Source organism: Streptococcus sp. SN-1 (genome assembly GCF_041154385.1).
GTDB classification, from domain to species: domain Bacteria; phylum Bacillota; class Bacilli; order Lactobacillales; family Streptococcaceae; genus Streptococcus; species Streptococcus mitis_CT.
Genome location: NZ_AP028929.1, coordinates 1,590,279 through 1,607,513, shown reverse-complemented (window position 1 = coordinate 1,607,513; position 17,235 = coordinate 1,590,279). Strand labels below are relative to the sequence as shown.

The following is a 17,235-nucleotide window of genomic DNA, read 5'->3' as shown; positions in this document are numbered from 1 at the left end:
TTTCCTAATTTCTTTGTTCATATCTTATTTCAATACACTATATCTTACTATTTCAGAGCCCACATCTAGCATAACTAAAAAAACAGATTCTTCCATCTATTACGGAAAAATCTGTCATTGATTAAATGATTTACAAAAACTCCAACCACGGCTTGCGAACCTTGTCTTTTCTGGTTTCTCTATATTTTTTAGTTCTTATTTATGATGCTCTTTTAATAGTTCTTCAAACTCAGCGACAGTCATACCCAACTGTTGACTGGCAACTTCAGAAGGCAAAAGACCTTGACGGACTAGATTTAGTAGCATAGACAAACTTCCTTCAACTTTTCCACGCTCCAGTCCCTGTTCAATCCCTTCTGCCCTAGCAGTTTCCAAGGCATAATCATGAGCCAATAATGCCTGTTCTTCACGCATACGTAGTTGACTAAACATTTTCCTGTCCTCCTCGGACCAGCTCTTGTAGTCCAGCAGTTGATCTGCCTGACTGATGGCTCGCTCGGGTTGTTGGGTAAAGGGTTTATTCCCGAAAAACTCCAACCACGGCTTGCGAACCTCGTCTTTGCTGGTTTCTCTGTATTTTTTGAGTTCCAAGAATGCCATCTTGACTAGATGGTGTTCCTGTCCATTGTTTGTGATAGTTAAGACTTCACCTGTCGTGTCCTCTCGCATACTAAAGCTATGAAAAGCTAAATCATCTGAGAAGTAATTACTATCCACAATTGCGATAGCGTATACTGGTGCGATGTGTTTGTAACTTTGATGAGTATTGCCTTCTTGTTGGCGAACTTTTTCAAGATTTTGATTGACCTGGCTACACAAATAAGCCCACAAGCGATTGATGAAAAAATTCTGATGATGAACTTGAATCTCAATAATTACTTGCGTTCCATTATCTAGCTCCGCCAAAACGTCTATACTGGTATAGAAATCCTGTGCTGAGTAAGGAACGGAAGGCAAGACGTGAATGTTACTTCCCTCCAAAATGGTCACATTTTTTGCTGGCAAGTCCAACATATCGCGTATAAATTGACAAGTGATTTCTGGATTGCTAAAGATTTTCTTAGCAACCAAATCATTGGTTGGGCTGATGCCCGGATGTCTGAGAATCATCCATTCCCTCCTTCTATTATACCATATTTTAAAATCTAATTTTGCTAGATTCGATGGTTCTATCTATTTATTCGGAAAAAAGAGGATAAATGAAATAGTAAATAAAAAATAAGAACAGCGGATAAGCAATAAATTTTAAGATTATCTGTCTTCTCCGCTTATCTGATAATAAATAAGGTTCGCAATATAGCCTTTTCTCTCTACCCCATTTGCAACAGTCTTTAGATAGGACATTCCAGTCTTATCCATAACATGACCTGAAGCTGGGTTGAGACTGGCATATCGTGCTTTGACTTTTTGAAAATCTGCTTGAGTAAAACAGAAGTCTAAGATAGCTTTTAAGGCCTCTGTCATAAGACCACGACTCCAATAGTTTTTTCCTAAAACATAGCCAATTTCACAACTGGAATCATCCTCATTCATCTCAATGATGCTGATATCTCCTATCACTTGCTCTGGGTTTTCTTTGAGGTAAATGGCTCATTTGTAATAGTTGGGATTGGCATAGGAAGCAACCCAATTACGAATCGAGTTTCGAGTGACCTCAACATCAGGATGGGGATTCCAAGTAACATAGGTCATATTCTCAGCAGACGAAGCCCAATTTTGAAACATGGCTTCCGCATCACTCTCCACAAATCTTCTCAAGATGAAACACTTTGTCTGTAATATTTGCGTACCTATTGCTTTCATGATGTTATCTCGCTTTCTGGTGTGTGATTCTCTATTCAATCTCCATTGAAACTATAGTATATCGAGATAAACTGTAGACAAATCAACTGGGGCATTCACATTAATTTCTAAAAATACTTTAGAAGTTAATTGGTACTATTCTAGATTCAATTTATTAGACTTTCAGTCAGTAGGTTTGAAGAAATAAAATCTAAATTCACTTTCTATATTATACTCAATGAAAATCAAAGAGCAAACTAGGAAACTAGCCGAAGGCTGTACTTGAGTACGACAAGGCGACGTTGACGTGGTTTGAATTTGATTTTCGAAGAGTATTATCCTTCTTTCTTGCATTGATTTCTCAGATATGCTACAGTGGTGGTAGCGATTACAAAACAAAAGGAGCATGTTATGAAAAATCCAGCTTTGTTAGAAGAGATTAAGACTTATCTAGGGAGGGATGAGGTTCCAGAAGATTTTGATGCTTTCTGGGATGAGGAAGTGAAAAAAGTTTCAACGCTTTCAGCCTACCACTTGGAGGAAAGAGATTTTCACATCCCTCAAGTCAAGTGCTATGAATTAACATTTGAAGGAACCAATGAAGCCAATGTCTATGCACGCGTCGTTCTTCCAAAAAGTGAGGATAAAGTTCCAATGATTTTCCATTTCCATGGTTATATGGGACGTGGCTGGGACTGGGCCGACATGCTGGCCTTTACCGTGGCTGGTTACGGTGTTGTTTCCATGGATGTACGGGGCCAGTCGGGCTATTCACAAGACGGTTTACGTTCTCCTTTAGGAAATACGGTTAAGGGACATATTATCCGTGGGGCTGTGGAAGGTCGGGATCATCTCTTTTATAAGGATGTTTACCTGGATATTTACCAGTTGGTCGAAATTGTTGCCAGTCTACCTCAGGTTGATGAGAAGAGTCTTTCTAGCTATGGTGCCTCGCAAGGAGGGGCTCTAGCCTTGGTTGCGGCGGCGCTCAATCCTCGAATTCAGAAAACAGTTGCCATCTATCCCTTCTTGTCAGACTTCAGACGAGTGCTTGAGATTGGGAATACTAGCGAGGCTTACGACGAACTTTTTCGTTATTTCAAGTTTCACGACCCCTTCCATGAAACTGAGGAGGAGATTATGGCGACCCTTGCCTATATCGATGTGAAAAATCTTGCCCATCGTATAAAGGGTGAAGTTAAGATGATTACAGGCTTGGACGACGATGTTTGTTATCCTATTACCCAGTTTGCGATTTACAACCGTCTGACCTGCGATAAGGCCTATCGCATCATGCCTGAGTATGCCCACGAAGCCATGAATGTCTTTGTCAATGACCAAGTCTACAATTGGCTCTGTGGCAGTGAGATTCCTTTTAAGTATGTGGAGTGATGAATGAGAGAGCCCAGGAGCTCTCTTTTTGTACAGAATCTAGTTAGCAAATATTCTAGTTCATATATCCTTTGAAATTCATACTCTTCGAAAATCTCTTCAAACCACGTCAGCTTTATCTGCAATCTCAAAACAGTGTCTTGAGTAGCCTGCGGCTAGCTTCCTAGTTTGCTCTTTGATTTTTATTGGGTATGAGTTTTTTTCTGGGCTGTGGTGTCAAACAATTCATTTTCTATTTAGTTGGGTATAAGCTATTTCAATACATTGGAAAGCGTCTGTGAAATATGTTATAATTTATAAGAAAATATACAGTTTCGCTACAAATGAACATTTATATATAAGTTTATGTATAAGATGGTTTTCTCATTAGGATGATATCTTGTAAAAACGATATTCCTGTAGATACAGTACTTAAATAGCATTTGTAAAGGAACAAAATAATCTATAGCTATTTTTATTGTAAGAATCAAAGTAGAGAGTGTTATGCTAATGGAAACTGTAATATTTTATTTTTTAGAATATACTTGGATAAATTAATTTTGAAAGTTAAAGTGAGGTAATGTATGTTTGTATGTTTAAAGGGTTTAGGGAAATTTCGTAAATCCAAAGCTTATGGTTTGGTTGGTTGTTTGACACTATCTGCAGTGATTGGATTAGCTGCACCAGACTTACCAGTTATTGGTGGTGGGATTGTTTATGCTGATGTCATTCAAGGCGGTAGTGATATTCACGATGTGGACGTTCATAGTAAATCTGCAGAAGGTGTTGCTATGACTTACACCACTTATGATAGCGGAACAAGTGGAAAACAAACGGCTTCTGGTAGTGGTGTCTTTGTAGCGCCAAATGTCATGGTGACAGTAGCTCATAATTACTATGATAAAAATCAAGAAGACAAGTCTGCGGTCTTACGTGGTGGAGAGTCTGCTCGTAGTTATGTTGTGATGAACTCAGAAACAGAGAAGAGTAACAAAGTACCCACATCAGGGGTATCCGAGTCTCTTGAAAAAGACTCTATTCACTTGTATAACGGTAAAGACTTTGGTAAAGACTATAGCAACGACTTAGCAGTAGTGGTAACTAAAAAGCCTGTAGAAGCTATGACAGGTGGTGAGGACTCTCCAAGAGAGTTGAGTGATAAAGAGGTTTCTACTGGTGATAAAATCACTATGGTCGGATATCCCAATGATTTTTCTACTCCAAATTTAAGTAAAGAAAATAAAGCTCGATTGAAAGACGGTAAGGCTTATTCAGTCTCAACAACTGTGAGCAGTATCAATAAAGATAATGGTGCAGTCACTTATCATTCCTCAGCTTTAGGAGGTTTTTCAGGTGCTCCTTTGTTTAATGATAAGGGAGAGGTAGTCGGTATCCACCAGCATGGAACCAATACTTCAAGTGCTCCTGAGAGTGAGCGTATTGGCGGTGGTACTATCTTTACGGAAAAGCACAGAGCTTGGATTCGTTCTATGATTGATAAATATGGTATAAAGGGTTGGTATATAGATGGTGCAAACCGTTACTACTATGATGAAAATCATATAGCTTTAAAAGATGTAGAGTCTGAGATTGATGGTGCTTTGTATAGTTTTGATGAAAAAGGTCGAGCTACTTTAGTAAAAGGTGAAGAAAAAGGTCGTGTTCTACTTCGAGTGGAAGATACTAAAGGAACTCGCTTGATTTCAGATAAGGTTATTCAGGAAGGTCCTGTTGGAAGTGGCTTGAATTTTCATTTAAGACAAAATCCAGATTTCAAACAGTTAATAGCAACTTCCCCAACAGCTAAAGTTGTATCCTATAACGGAGTGCCAATTAACAAACTAGCAAGTGATACAAGTTGGTCTGATGAATATATCAGTAAGTTAGCTTTAGGTAATACAATTATAAGAGCGGTAGTAGATTCAGTAACTCCTCCATCTACCTCTTCTTCGGATTTTGCAAGAACGGAAGTTGGTAAAGTCGATTTAAGTGGTAAATCGAACTTACCTGTGCCTAGTAAAGAGGTGTTACAAGCTCCGAATGGTTCAGAAAATTTCTATGCTACAACGCATATTCAAACGCCAGATGGATCGGGGTCAGGTACTTTAATTGCACCCAATTTGGTGTTAACAGTCGCTCATAATTTCTTAACAGTTAAAGGTTCTGAGGTAGTTACTAAATCTGGTCGCACCAATACAGTGTATAAAGCAACTTTACCGAATGGTAAGTCTGTGAATTTTTCAGATGATGATATTGTTTATTGGAACAAGAAAGACTCTGTATTTGGATTTAAAAATGACTTAGCTTTGGTTCGGTTAAAAGAAGCAGTAAAAGAAGTAACTCCTGTAGAGGTTGTAAAACAATCTTCAAAAGTTGTAGAGGGGGATTCAGTTTCGGTCTATGGTTTTCCAGATAACAAGCTAAGTCCAGTTTTAGATAGTAAAGTAGTAGGAATTACAGACTTCGGTTCTGGAATAGAGGGAATTAGCTATGGAGGTACGAAACCTGGAGCGTCTGGTGGTGGTCTTTATAATGATAAAGGTGCTTTAATTGGAGTTCACCAAAATGGTGTTGTAGGAAGTCGCAGTGGTGGTTTAGTCTTATCAAAAGAGCAACTGGATTGGGTTCGTTCTTATATTGAGGGTCAACCAAAAGATCCTGTCTATGTGGAAGATAAAGAAGTGGAACCTTCTAAGAAGGATTCGGATAAGGATTTAGCTGGGAAATTAGATCCAAAAAAAGATAGTGGAAAAGAAGATTCTGGTATTTTAGGTACATCTGGTGACTTTGCAGCTCCTACAGTAGATAAGCCAGACTTCACAGGCGGAGTGAATGGAAGCGAATCTCTTGTTACAGAAGTTCCAGAGTATAGCGGTGTTCTATCCACATTAGGAGACTTTCCATCTCCTACAGTAGCTAAGCCAGAGTTTAGAGGCGGGGTCAATGGAGCAGATGCTGAGGTTCATCACATTTCAGACTTCACAGGCGGAGTGAATGGAGGCGAATCTCTTGTTACAGAAGTTCCAGAGTATAGTGGTGTTATATCTACATTAGGTGATTCTCCAGCTCCTACCGTAGCTAAGCCAGAGTTTAGAGGCGGGGTTAATGGTGCGGTTGCTGAGATTCATCATCTTTCAGACTATACAGGTGGAGTTCCTTTCACTGAATCTCCTATACTAGAAATGCCAGAATATAAAGGTTCATTAGTAATATCAGAAGAATCGGCCCCAATAGTTGAAAAACAGAACTCCACAGGCTTAGTGAATGTGGTAGCAAGTCCTATGCATGATAACAATAGAGATAGTAAGAATGAAGCAACAATGAAACAAGTTATCACAAGAATTGCTAGTTCACAACGTATTTTCAAAAATGAAGCAGGAAGTGTGCAAATTCAAGCTTCAGAAGAAGTATTGGAAAATGTGATAGGTGTTCAAATTCAAGAAGTTCAAGTTAGTGATCTAAGTTCATTAAACTATAAAGCATTTGATATTCAATTGAAGGATACAGCTGCTAGAACTGTTCAGCCTAACGGAAAAGTCCTAGTTACTTTTGCTATGGATCAGTCTGTTGAGAATGTTTATGCTGTAGATCCAGAAGGAAAACTACACACTATTGAATTCGAACAAAAAGATGGAAAGATTATTTTTGAGACTAATAATCCTAGTATTTATGCGATGATTTTCCGACACTCCATTGACAATCCACCATTTAAAAATTCTACAGAAGATAACAAGGCTGAGGAACTTTCACTGTCGCCTAAATTGTTATCAACAAATGAAAACTCTGAATCTAATCGATTAGAGAATAAAGTAAGTAATAATGAGCAGTCAATGTTACCAAAAACAGGTGAGAATAAATCAATAACAACAGTTTTGCTTGGTTTTGTGGGAATGATCCTTGGAGTAATGATTTTCTATAAACAAAAAGACAGTTAACTTTGTCTTCAGTTGTTCTTTGAATTTTTATGTTCATATAAAATAAGCCAGTCTGGAATCTAATAAGATAGTTAGAATTCTGGACTGGTTTTATTGATATAGAAGTTTATAATAAGATTCGTAATTTTGAGTAATAGGTACGGATATTTATGTTATCTGAAACTACTTTCAGAAACAGCTGTTCTATAAAATACTTTTGAAACTGAAATCTATTCTATGACAAAGTATTGAAAGCGCTTAACAAATGGTATATAATGACCTCATAAGAACAAAGAAAAGGAGGAAAGAGGATGCCACAGATTACTAAAGAAGCCTTGATTGCACAAATCAAAGATGGAATCATCGTTTCTTGTCAGGCCCTTCCTCACGAACCGCTTTATACAGAAGCGGGAGGAGTCATTCCCTTGCTGGTCAAAGCGGCTGAGCAAGGTGGAGCAGTCGGTATCCGAGCAAACAGTGTTCGTGATATCAAGGAAATCAAGGAGGTTACAAAACTTCCGATTATCGGGATTATCAAACGAGATTATCCGCCACAAGAACCCTTCATCACAGCTACTATGAAAGAAGTTGATGAATTGGCAGAACTGGACATCGAGGTGATTGCTCTGGATTGTACCAAGCGTGAACGCTATGATGGTTTGGAGATCCAAGAGTTCATTCGTCAGGTTAAGGAAAAATATCCGAACCAGCTCTTGATGGCTGATACTAGTACTTTTGAAGAAGGACTAGCAGCTGTTGAAGCAGGAATCGACTTTGTCGGAACAACCTTGTCAGGATACACATCTTACAGTCCTAAAGTGGATGGTCCCGATTTTGAATTGATCAAAAAACTATGTGATGCTGGTGTAGATGTCATTGCAGAAGGGAAAATTCATACACCAGAACAAGCCAAACAAATCCTGGGATACGGAGTGCGAGGTATTGTTGTTGGTGGCGCTATTACTAGACCAAAAGAGATTACAGAACGATTCGTTGCTGGTCTAAAATAAGATGTAAGGGGGAATTTTATGTTTAAAGTTTTACAAAAAGTTGGAAAAGCTTTTATGTTACCTATAGCTATACTTCCTGCAGCAGGTCTACTTTTGGGGATTGGTGGTGCACTTTCAAACCCAACCACGATAGCAACTTATCCAATACTAGACAATAGTTTTTTTCAATCAATATTCCAAGTAATGAGCTCTGCAGGAGAGGTTGTATTCAGTAATTTATCACTACTTCTCTGTGTGGGATTATGTATTGGCTTAGCGAAACGAGATAAAGGAACCGCTGCGCTAGCAGGAGTAACTGGTTACTTAGTTATGACTGCAACGATTAAAGCTCTGGTAAAACTTTTTATGGCAGAAGGATCTGCAATTGATACTGGAGTTATTGGAGCATTAGTTGTCGGAATAGTTGCCGTATATTTGCACAATCGATATAACAATATTCAATTACCTTCCGCTTTAGGATTCTTTGGGGGTTCACGCTTCGTTCCTATTGTTACATCGTTCTCTTCTATCTTAATTGGCTTTGTCTTCTTTGTTATTTGGCCACCTTTTCAACAACTTCTTGTTTCTACAGGTGGATATATTTCTCAGGCGGGCCCAATTGGAACTTTTCTATATGGATTTTTAATGAGACTTTCTGGAGCAGTAGGCTTACATCATATGATTTACCCTATGTTTTGGTATACTGAACTTGGTGGTGTTGAAACTGTTGCAGGACAAACAGTGGTTGGAGCTCAAAAAATATTTTTTGCTCAATTAGCCGACCCGACTCATTCTGGATTATTTACAGAAGGAACAAGGTTTTTTGCAGGTCGTTTCTCAACAATGATGTTCGGTTTACCGGCTGCCTGTTTAGCGATGTACCATAGTGTTCCTAAAAATCGTCGTAAAAAATACGCGGGTCTGTTTTTTGGAGTTGCTTTAACATCTTTTATTACCGGTATTACAGAACCAATTGAATTTATGTTTCTATTTGTCAGTCCGGTTCTATATGTTGTACACGCATTCCTTGATGGTGTCAGCTTCTTTATTGCAGACATCTTAAATATTTCAATAGGAAACACATTCTCAGGAGGTGTAATCGATTTTACTTTATTTGGAATTTTGCAGGGGAACGCTAAAACGAATTGGGTTCTTCAGATTCCATTTGGACTTATTTGGAGTGTTCTGTATTATATTGTTTTTAGATGGTTCATTACTCAATTCAACGTTCTAACGCCAGGACGAGGAGAAGAAGTAGATTCTAAAGAAATTTCTGAATCCACAGATTCAACTTCAAATACTGCAGATCATTTAAAACAGGATAGCCTACAAATTATCAGAGCGTTGGGTGGATCAAATAATATAGAAGATGTAGATGCTTGTGTGACACGTTTACGTGTAGCTGTAAAAGAAGTTCATCAAGTTGATAAAGCACTTTTAAAACAAATTGGTGCAGTTGATGTCTTAGAAGTGAAGGGTGGTATTCAAGCAATATATGGAGCAAAAGCAATCTTATATAAAAATAGTATTAATGAAATTTTAGGTGTAGATGATTAATACTCAATGAAAATCAAAGAGCAAACTAGGAAGCTAGGCGCAGGCTATACTTGAGTACGCCAAGGCGAAGCTGGCATGGTTTGAAGAGATTTTCGAAGAGTATAAGTACTTACTGACTTAATAAAAAACAGAGGAGAGTGGTGGATGCATCGGATGAAATGAAAACGTATACAAATGCAATCTTACTCATTATCCAATATGGATACGCTTATTACATAGGAGAATACAGATGAAATTTAGAAAATTAGCTTGTACAGTACTTGCGGGTGCTGCGATTCTTGGTCTTGCTGCATGTGGAAATTCTGGCGGAAGTAAAGATGCTGGAAAATCTGGTGGAGATAGCGGAAAAACAGAAATCACTTGGTGGGCATTCCCAGTCTTCACACAAGAAAAAACTGGTGACGGTGTTGGAACATATGAAAAATCTATCATCGAAGCCTTTGAAAAAGCAAACCCAGATGTAAAAGTGAAATTGGAAACAATCGACTTTAAGTCAGGTCCAGAAAAGATCACTACAGCTATCGAAGCAGGTACAGCTCCAGACGTACTTTTTGACGCACCAGGACGTATCATCCAATATGGTAAAAATGGTAAATTGGCTGACTTGAATGACCTCTTCACAGATGACTTTGTTAAAGATGTCAACAATGAAAACATTGTAAAAGCAAGTAAAGCTGGAGACAAAGCTTATATGTATCCAATCAGTTCAGCACCATTCTACATGGCGATGAACAAGAAAATGTTGGAAGATGCTGGAGTTGCGAACCTTGTAAAAGAAGGTTGGACAACTGATGATTTTGAAAAAGTTTTGAAAGCGCTTAAAGACAAAGGCTACACACCAGGTTCATTGTTCAGTTCTGGTCAAGGGGGAGACCAAGGAACACGTGCCTTCATCTCAAACCTTTACGGCGGTTCTGTAACAGATAAAGATGTAACAAAATATACAACTGATGATCCTAAATTTGTCAAAGGTCTTGAAAAAGCAGCTGGCTGGATCAAAGACGGTTTGTTGAACAATGGTTCACAATTTGATGGTGGAGCAGATATCCAAAACTTTGCCAACGGTCAAACATCTTACACAATCCTTTGGGCACCAGCTCAAAACGGTATCCAAGCTAAACTCTTGGAAGCAAGTAAAGTAGAAGTGGTAGAAGTACCATTCCCATCAGATTCAGGTAAACCAGCTCTTGAATACCTTGTAAACGGATTTGCAGTATTCAACAACAAAGACGACAAGAAAGTTGCAGCATCTAAGAAATTCGTTCAATTCATCGCGGATGACAAAGAATGGGGTCCAAAAGACGTTGTTCGTACAGGTGCCTTCCCAGTTCGTACTTCATTTGGAAAACTTTATGAAGATAAACGTATGGAAACAATCAGTGGTTGGACTAAATACTACTCTCCATACTACAATACAATTGATGGTTTTGCAGAAATGAGAACTCTATGGTTCCCAATGTTGCAATCAGTTTCAAATGGCGATCAAAAACCAGCTGATGCATTGAAAGCATTTACTGAAAAAGCAAACGAAACTATCAAAAAAGCTACTAAACAATAAACCCTAAACTAGATTTTGTAGCCCCTTTTCCCTTTGCACGCTTGTGTAAGAAAAGGGGGCTTTTATTTAAAAGGTAAATCATCATTCTCTTAGGAGATTATCAATAAAAAGAAAAGGAAAGAGAGGTGCCTACAGTGAAAGTTAATAAAATTCGTATGAGAGAAACCGTTATTTCTTATGCTTTCCTAGCGCCAGTTTTATTCTTCTTTGTTGTCTTTGTTTTAGCACCAATGATTATGGGCTTCATCACAAGTTTCTTTAACTACTCTATGACTAGTTTCCAATTTGTGGGCTTAGATAACTATATCCGTATGTTTAAAGATCCTGTCTTCACAAAATCTCTGATTAATACAGTTATTTTGGTTATTGGATCAGTTCCTGTAGTTGTTCTCTTCTCGCTCTTTGTAGCGTCACAGACCTACCATCAAAATGCTATCGCTAGATCCTTCTATCGTTTCGTATTCTTCCTTCCAGTTGTTACAGGTAGTGTTGCCGTAACAGTTGTATGGAAATGGATCTATGATCCACTATCAGGTATCTTGAACTTTGTGCTTAAATCAAGTCATATCATTACTCAAAACATTTCATGGCTTGGTGATAAGCACTGGGCATTGATGGCGATTATGATTATCCTCTTGACAACTTCAGTTGGTCAACCGATTATCCTCTACATCGCTGCTATGGGTAATATTGACAATTCATTGGTTGAAGCTGCCCGCGTTGATGGTGCAACTGAGTTTCAAGTTTTCTGGAAGATTAAATGGCCAAGCCTTCTTCCAACAACTCTTTATATCGCAATCATCACAACAATTAACTCATTCCAATGTTTCGCCTTGATTCAGCTTTTGACATCTGGTGGTCCAAACTACTCTACAAGTACCTTGATGTACTACCTATACGAAAAAGCCTTCCAATTGACAGAGTATGGCTATGCCAACACAATTGGTGTCTTCTTGGCAGTTATGATTGCTATCGTAAGTTTTGTTCAATTTAAAGTACTCGGAAACGACGTAGAATACTAAAGAAAGGAGACAGCTATGCAATCTACAGAAAAAAAACCATTAACAGCCTTTACTGTTATTTCAACAATCATTTTGCTCTTGTTGACTGTGCTGTTCATCTTTCCATTCTACTGGATTTTGACAGGGGCATTCAAATCACAACCTGATACAATCGTTATTCCACCACAATGGTTCCCTAAAATGCCAACCATGGAAAACTTCCAACAACTCATGGTGCAAAACCCTGCTATGCAATGGATGTGGAACTCAGTATTTATCTCATTGGTAACTATGTTCTTAGTCTGTGCAACTTCATCTCTAGCAGGTTATGTATTGGCTAAAAAACGTTTCTATGGTCAACGTATCCTCTTTGCAATCTTTATTGCTGCCATGGCTCTTCCAAAACAAGTTGTCCTTGTACCATTGGTACGTATCGTCAACTTCATGGGAATCCACGATACTCTCTGGGCAGTTATCTTGCCTTTGATTGGATGGCCATTTGGGGTTTTCCTTATGAAACAATTTAGTGAAAATATTCCAACAGAATTGCTTGAATCAGCTAAAATCGATGGTTGTGGTGAGATTCGTACTTTCTGGAGTGTAGCCTTCCCAATTGTAAAACCAGGGTTTGCGGCTCTTGCAATCTTTACCTTCATCAATACTTGGAACGACTACTTTATGCAGTTGGTAATGTTGACTTCACGTAACAATTTGACTATTTCACTTGGGGTTGCGACCATGCAAGCCGAAATGGCAACCAACTATGGTTTAATCATGGCAGGGGCAGCTCTTGCTGCTGTGCCAATCGTAACAGTCTTCTTAGTCTTCCAAAAATCCTTCACACAGGGTATTACTATGGGAGCTGTTAAAGGATAAGAAACGATTTCTTTTACAGTATCAATTTGCTATTGCTAGCACTATCTAAAAGCCTCCGACAGTAAATGACACTGTTGGAGGTGTTAGTTTTAATCGCTTAATGACGATTTTTTAAAGGAGAAAATAATGATTTTTGACGATTTGAAAAATATTAGCTTCTATAAAGGGATTCATCCCAATCTTGACAAGGCAATTGATTATCTTTATGAACATCGTAAAGATTCATTCGAGTTAGGAAAATATGATATTGATGGTGACAAGGTCTTTCTAGTTGTTCAAGAAAATGTCCTAAATAAAGCTGAAAATGACCAGTTTGAACATCACAAGAACTATGCAGACTTGCATTTGTTGGTAGAAGGGCATGAATATTCGAGCTACGGTTCACGTATCAAAGATGAAGCAGTAGCATTTGACGAAACAAGTGATATTGGTTTTGTCCATTGTCATGAACATTACCCACTCTTGTTGGGTTATCACAATTTTGCAATTTTCTTCCCAGGTGAACCACATCAACCAAATGGCTATGCAGGTATGGAAGATCAAGTTCGCAAGTATTTGTTTAAAATTTTGATTGATTAGAATGATCAGCAGAGATAGCTGATGACTATCTTATACTCTTCGAAAATCAAATTCAAACCGCGTCAGCTTCGCCTTGCCGTACTTAAGTACAGCCTGCGGCTAGCTTCCTAGTTTGCTCTTTGATTTTCATTGAGTATTATTGAACACTTTTGAAAATTGAGTTTAAGAGTTGAATCCTATTGCTATCTAAATCGGAATGATTTAGATAGTGGTAGAAATGAAATGATAGGGGGAGTAAAAGATGTCACAAAAAGGAAGAAGTCTCATCAAGGCTGCATTTGATACAGATAATTTTCTAATGCGAATTAGTGAGAAGGTTTTAGATATTGTAACAGTCAATCTTCTCTTTGTAGTAACTTGTTTACCAGTCGTAACGATTGGAGTAGCCAAAATTAGTCTCTATCAGACGATGTTTGAAGTCAAGCAAAGTAGACGTGTTCCAGTTTTTAGAACCTATCTAAGAGTTTTCAGACAAAATCTGAAACTAGGTTTTCAGTTGGGGATGTTAGAATTAGGAATTGTATTTCTTACTCTTTCAGATCTCTATCTTTTCTGGGGTCAAACAGCTCTGCCCTTCCAATTGGTAAAAGCCATTTGTTTAGGGATTCTGATTTTCCTTACCATTGTGATGTTGGCTAGTTACCCGATTGCGGCGCGTTATGCCCTATCTTGGAAAGAAATTCTTCAAAAAGGACTGATGTTGGCTAGCTTTAATGCACCGTGGTTTATCTTGATGATTGTAATTATCTTTTTGATTTTGATGATTCTATATCTATCAGCCTTTACCCTTCTATTGGGAGGATCTGCTTTTATTCTCTTTGGTTTTGGACTTCTTGTTTTTTTACAAGTAGGGGTGATGGAAAAGCTATTTGCTAAGTATGAATAAGGATGGCAATCGTTTCTGAAACTACTTTCAAACGCTCCAAAAGCTATTCTATAAGAGAGAAACTAAAATCTAAGTGCCTACAAAATATTGAAAGCCTTTTCGGCAAAGTGTATACTAAAGAAGTAAAGAAAGAATCTGCTTTAGCAGAAAATAAAAATAACAGGAGAAAATCTATGTCAGATTTAAAAAAATACGAAGGTGTCATTCCAGCCTTCTACGCATGTTACGATGAACAAGGAGAAGTAAGTCCAGAGCGCACACGTGCCTTGGTTCAATACTTCATTGATAAAGGTGTTCAAGGTCTTTATGTCAATGGATCTTCTGGCGAATGTATCTACCAAAGCGTTGAAGATCGCAAGTTAATCTTGGAAGAAGTCATGGCAGTTGCCAAAGGTAAATTAACTATTATTGCCCATGTTGCTTGCAATAATACTAAAGATAGTATGGAATTAGCTCGCCATGCAGAAAGCTTGGGTGTAGATGCCATTGCAACGATTCCACCAATTTACTTCCGCTTGCCAGAATATTCAGTTGCCAAATACTGGAACGATATCAGTTCTGCAGCTCCAAATACAGACTATGTTATCTACAACATTCCTCAATTGGCAGGTGTTGCTCTGACTCCAAGTCTTTATACTGAAATGTTGAAGAATCCCCGTGTTATCGGTGTGAAGAACTCTTCTATGCCAGTTCAAGATATCCAAACTTTTGTGAGCCTTGGTGGAGAAGACCATATCGTCTTTAATGGTCCAGATGAGCAGTTCTTAGGTGGCCGTCTCATGGGTGCTAAGGCTGGTATCGGTGGTACATATGGTGCTATGCCAGAACTCTTCTTGAAACTTAATCAGTTGATTGCTGACAAAGACTTAGAAACAGCGCGTGAATTGCAGTATGCTATCAATGCTATCATTGGTAAACTCACTTCTGCACATGGAAATATGTATGGTGTGATTAAGGAAGTCTTGAAAATCAATGAAGGATTGAATATTGGATCTGTTCGTTCACCATTGACACCAGTAACCGAAGAAGATCGTCCAGTTGTAGAAGCAGCTGCAGCCTTGATTCGTGAAACCAAGGAGCGCTTCCTCTAATTCATAAGGAGGTATTTATGACACACTACGTTGCAATTGATATCGGTGGAACCAACATCAAATATGGTTTGATCGACCAAGAAGGCCAACTTGTTGAATCCCATGAAATGCCAACTGAGGCGCATAAAGGTGGCCCTCATATCTTACAAAAGACAAAAGATATCGTTGCCAGCTATCTAGAAAAAGGCCCAGTAGCAGGTGTTGCTATTTCTTCTGCAGGAATGGTGGATCCTGAAAAGGGTGAGATTTTCTATGCTGGCCCACAGATTCCAAATTATGCAGGAACCCAGTTCAAGAAGGAAATCGAGACGAGTTTTGCGATTCCTTGTGAAATTGAAAATGATGTCAACTGTGCAGGTCTGGCTGAGGCGGTATCTGGTTCAGGTAAGGGAGCGAGTGTTACTCTTTGCTTGACTATTGGAACAGGTATTGGTGGTTGCTTGATTATGGATGGGAAAGTCTTCCATGGTTTTAGTAATTCGGCCTGTGAAGTAGGTTATATGCATATGCAGGATGGAGCTTTTCAGGATCTCGCTTCTACCACAGCTTTAGTTGAGTATGTAGCAGCAGGTCATGGCGATCAAGTCGATCAGTGGAATGGTCGACGCATCTTTAAGGAAGCTACAGAAGGGAATAAGATCTGCATGGCTGGTATTGACCGTATGGTAGATTACCTTGGAAAAGGTCTGGCGAATATTTGCTACGTTGCCAATCCAGAAGTGGTTATTCTCGGCGGTGGTATCATGGGGCAAGAGGCAATCCTCAAGCCTAAAATTCGAAAAGCTTTGAAAGATGCTTTGGTACCAAGTCTGGCTGATGAGACGAGATTAGAATTTGCTCATCATCGAAATACAGCTGGTATGTTGGGAGCTTACTATCACTTTAAAACAAAACAATCCTAGTTTGGTTTAACCAAACTAGGATTTTCTGATCAAATTCCATTGACTTTCTTTATAATTGTGAGATAATAAAGAAAATATATAAAGGAATTATATAAAATGGCTATAGCGAATTCAAGTAAAATAGTAACCTTCCAAGCTAATAGAGAATTAGTAAATGATGCCATGGAAGTGTTAAAAGAAAAAAATCTCTCTCTTTCATCGGCACTTAGATTATTTTTAAAGAATGTTGCCGTAACAAATGAAGTAGATTTACTGAGTGAAGAGGAATTAGAGAAGGAGTATTTGTTTAGACAATTACAAGCAGAAGTTCAAGAAAGTTATGCCAAGATCGAGGCTGGAAATTACTTGACAGATGAGGATGTCGTGACACGCTATGGATTATAAAAAAATATAGGCTTTTGTATTCTCCTAGAGTGATTGATAGTCTGGATAAAATATATCAGTATATAGCGGAGGAAATCGGTTCTGTAGAGGTTGCTAGACGAAAAGTAGCCAATATTAGAAAAGATATTAATCGGCTAGAAATTTTCCCCCAAGCTGGATTTGATGCCGATGAAAAATTTGGTAAGAAATTAGACCCTCACTACCAAACGCGAGGATTGACCTTGAGTAAGGATTACATCGTATTATATACAATTGTTGAGGATACCGTCAGACTTGCTTATTTACTCCCTTCAAAAAGTGATTACATGAAATTATTCAAGACTAAGTCAAGATATGACTAATTCA

14 protein-coding genes and 1 pseudogene are annotated in these 17,235 nt (G+C 38.4%); 13 read left to right on the top strand and 2 right to left on the bottom strand.

Features of this window, described 5'->3' with window-relative positions:
- Positions 1–195: 195 nt before the first annotated feature.
- Positions 196–1,110: an Rpn family recombination-promoting nuclease/putative transposase gene (locus tag ACAM22_RS07155; RefSeq protein WP_265472095.1), complete on the bottom strand. Its 915-nt coding sequence runs from the start codon at positions 1,108–1,110 to the stop codon at positions 196–198.
- A 141-nt stretch (positions 1,111–1,251) separates the two neighbouring features.
- A pseudogene (locus ACAM22_RS07150) lies at positions 1,252–1,803 on the bottom strand (GNAT family N-acetyltransferase).
- A gap of 390 nt (positions 1,804–2,193) precedes the next feature.
- Here ACAM22_RS07150 and ACAM22_RS07145 point away from each other — a divergent pair.
- The 13 genes from ACAM22_RS07145 to ACAM22_RS07085 all read left to right on the top strand — a co-directional run bounded on the left by ACAM22_RS07145 (position 2,194) and on the right by ACAM22_RS07085 (position 17,231).
- Positions 2,194–3,174, top strand: a complete 981-nt coding sequence (locus tag ACAM22_RS07145; protein WP_369606602.1) for an acetylxylan esterase — start codon at positions 2,194–2,196, stop codon at positions 3,172–3,174.
- Between the two features lie 563 nt (positions 3,175–3,737).
- Positions 3,738–7,088, top strand: coding sequence for an SIALI-17 repeat-containing surface protein (locus ACAM22_RS07140; protein WP_369606601.1), 3,351 nt, complete (start codon positions 3,738–3,740; stop codon positions 7,086–7,088).
- 290 nt (positions 7,089–7,378) lie between these two features.
- The gene (locus ACAM22_RS07135) at positions 7,379–8,077 is read left to right on the top strand and encodes an N-acetylmannosamine-6-phosphate 2-epimerase (protein WP_001135675.1); all 699 of its coding nucleotides are present in this window, start codon (positions 7,379–7,381) and stop codon (positions 8,075–8,077) included.
- A gap of 18 nt (positions 8,078–8,095) precedes the next feature.
- Positions 8,096–9,613 (top strand): PTS transporter subunit EIIC, encoded by a 1,518-nt coding sequence (locus ACAM22_RS07130; RefSeq protein WP_369606600.1) that lies wholly within the window; start codon positions 8,096–8,098, stop codon positions 9,611–9,613.
- 229 nt (positions 9,614–9,842) lie between these two features.
- Positions 9,843–11,171, top strand: a complete 1,329-nt coding sequence (locus ACAM22_RS07125; protein WP_369606599.1) for an ABC transporter substrate-binding protein — start codon at positions 9,843–9,845, stop codon at positions 11,169–11,171.
- Positions 11,172–11,326: 155 nt separating this feature from the next.
- The gene (locus ACAM22_RS07120) at positions 11,327–12,193 is read left to right on the top strand and encodes a carbohydrate ABC transporter permease (protein ID WP_162492370.1); all 867 of its coding nucleotides are present in this window, start codon (positions 11,327–11,329) and stop codon (positions 12,191–12,193) included.
- A gap of 15 nt (positions 12,194–12,208) precedes the next feature.
- The gene (locus ACAM22_RS07115; RefSeq protein WP_001192009.1) at positions 12,209–13,048 is read left to right on the top strand and encodes a carbohydrate ABC transporter permease; all 840 of its coding nucleotides are present in this window, start codon (positions 12,209–12,211) and stop codon (positions 13,046–13,048) included.
- Between the two features lie 126 nt (positions 13,049–13,174).
- Positions 13,175–13,627 carry a YhcH/YjgK/YiaL family protein gene (locus ACAM22_RS07110; protein WP_061087699.1) on the top strand — a complete coding sequence of 151 codons (453 nt, stop codon included), beginning with the start codon at positions 13,175–13,177 and terminating at the stop codon, positions 13,625–13,627.
- Positions 13,628–13,868: 241 nt separating this feature from the next.
- On the top strand, positions 13,869–14,513 hold the full coding sequence (locus tag ACAM22_RS07105) for a YesL family protein (RefSeq protein WP_369606598.1): 645 nt from the start codon (positions 13,869–13,871) through the stop codon (positions 14,511–14,513).
- Between the two features lie 173 nt (positions 14,514–14,686).
- The gene (locus ACAM22_RS07100; RefSeq protein WP_001281525.1) at positions 14,687–15,604 is read left to right on the top strand and encodes a dihydrodipicolinate synthase family protein; all 918 of its coding nucleotides are present in this window, start codon (positions 14,687–14,689) and stop codon (positions 15,602–15,604) included.
- A 17-nt stretch (positions 15,605–15,621) separates the two neighbouring features.
- On the top strand, positions 15,622–16,506 hold the full coding sequence (locus ACAM22_RS07095) for an ROK family protein (RefSeq protein WP_369606597.1): 885 nt from the start codon (positions 15,622–15,624) through the stop codon (positions 16,504–16,506).
- 96 nt (positions 16,507–16,602) lie between these two features.
- Positions 16,603–16,890: a hypothetical protein gene (locus tag ACAM22_RS07090; RefSeq protein ID WP_000951986.1), complete on the top strand. Its 288-nt coding sequence runs from the start codon at positions 16,603–16,605 to the stop codon at positions 16,888–16,890.
- Positions 16,884–17,231, top strand: a complete 348-nt coding sequence (locus ACAM22_RS07085; RefSeq protein WP_261043635.1) for a type II toxin-antitoxin system RelE/ParE family toxin — start codon at positions 16,884–16,886, stop codon at positions 17,229–17,231. Before ACAM22_RS07090 ends, ACAM22_RS07085 begins: the two co-directional genes overlap by 7 nt.
- The last annotated feature ends 4 nt before the right edge of the window (positions 17,232–17,235 follow it).

Coding starts and splice junctions, on each gene's coding strand:
- ACAM22_RS07125 (WP_369606599.1), top strand. CDS start 9,843: ATGAAATTTAGAAAATTAGCTTGTACAGTACTTGCGGGTGCTGCGATT.
- ACAM22_RS07145 (WP_369606602.1), top strand. CDS start 2,194: ATGAAAAATCCAGCTTTGTTAGAAGAGATTAAGACTTATCTAGGGAGG.
- ACAM22_RS07120 (WP_162492370.1), top strand. CDS start 11,327: ATGAGAGAAACCGTTATTTCTTATGCTTTCCTAGCGCCAGTTTTATTC.
- ACAM22_RS07130 (WP_369606600.1), top strand. CDS start 8,096: ATGTTTAAAGTTTTACAAAAAGTTGGAAAAGCTTTTATGTTACCTATA.
- ACAM22_RS07155 (WP_265472095.1), bottom strand. CDS start 1,110: ATGATTCTCAGACATCCGGGCATCAGCCCAACCAATGATTTGGTTGCT.
- ACAM22_RS07090 (WP_000951986.1), top strand. CDS start 16,603: ATGGCTATAGCGAATTCAAGTAAAATAGTAACCTTCCAAGCTAATAGA.
- ACAM22_RS07095 (WP_369606597.1), top strand. CDS start 15,622: ATGACACACTACGTTGCAATTGATATCGGTGGAACCAACATCAAATAT.
- ACAM22_RS07105 (WP_369606598.1), top strand. CDS start 13,869: ATGTCACAAAAAGGAAGAAGTCTCATCAAGGCTGCATTTGATACAGAT.
- ACAM22_RS07135 (WP_001135675.1), top strand. CDS start 7,379: ATGCCACAGATTACTAAAGAAGCCTTGATTGCACAAATCAAAGATGGA.
- ACAM22_RS07140 (WP_369606601.1), top strand. CDS start 3,738: ATGTTTGTATGTTTAAAGGGTTTAGGGAAATTTCGTAAATCCAAAGCT.
- ACAM22_RS07100 (WP_001281525.1), top strand. CDS start 14,687: ATGTCAGATTTAAAAAAATACGAAGGTGTCATTCCAGCCTTCTACGCA.
- ACAM22_RS07115 (WP_001192009.1), top strand. CDS start 12,209: ATGCAATCTACAGAAAAAAAACCATTAACAGCCTTTACTGTTATTTCA.
- ACAM22_RS07110 (WP_061087699.1), top strand. CDS start 13,175: ATGATTTTTGACGATTTGAAAAATATTAGCTTCTATAAAGGGATTCAT.